Genomic DNA, 345 nt, shown 5'->3' with positions numbered 1-345 from the left:
CAGCCTGTTTATAAAGTCGCGCCAGCACCACGGCCCCTTGGGCATCGCTGTGCACATCGAATACCTGCGCCAAGCGGCTGACAGCGCCCAGGCCAATACCCGCGGTTGCGCCGGTGGAGTAACCGTCGACCAGGCAATGGTTGAGGTCGAAACCTTGGCCGCGATCCACCGCCAGCAGTTCGATGCCAGGCTGGCTGGCAGGGCCAAGCACGCGCAGGTGCAGTTCGCCGCATTTGGCATGCTTGAGCACATTGCTGGCCAGTTCGGTCGCGACAATGGCCGCCCGGCCCGCATCGGTGGCGTCAAAGCCCTGCTGTTCGGCGAGTTTCTGCACGACCCGTCGGG

At 64.6% G+C, this 345-nt stretch carries 1 protein-coding gene; it reads right to left on the bottom strand.

The annotated features are described in order from the left end of the window. The coding region (locus SB765_RS28505; protein ID WP_410932342.1) for an ATP-binding protein at nucleotides 1-345 on the bottom strand (345 nt) is incomplete at both ends.

The organism is Pseudomonas sp. SIMBA_067 (genome assembly GCF_046534675.1).
GTDB classification, from domain to species: domain Bacteria; phylum Pseudomonadota; class Gammaproteobacteria; order Pseudomonadales; family Pseudomonadaceae; genus Aquipseudomonas; species Aquipseudomonas putida.
Note: the sequence above shows the minus strand (reverse complement) of the source record. Positions and strands in the feature narration are given on the sequence as shown.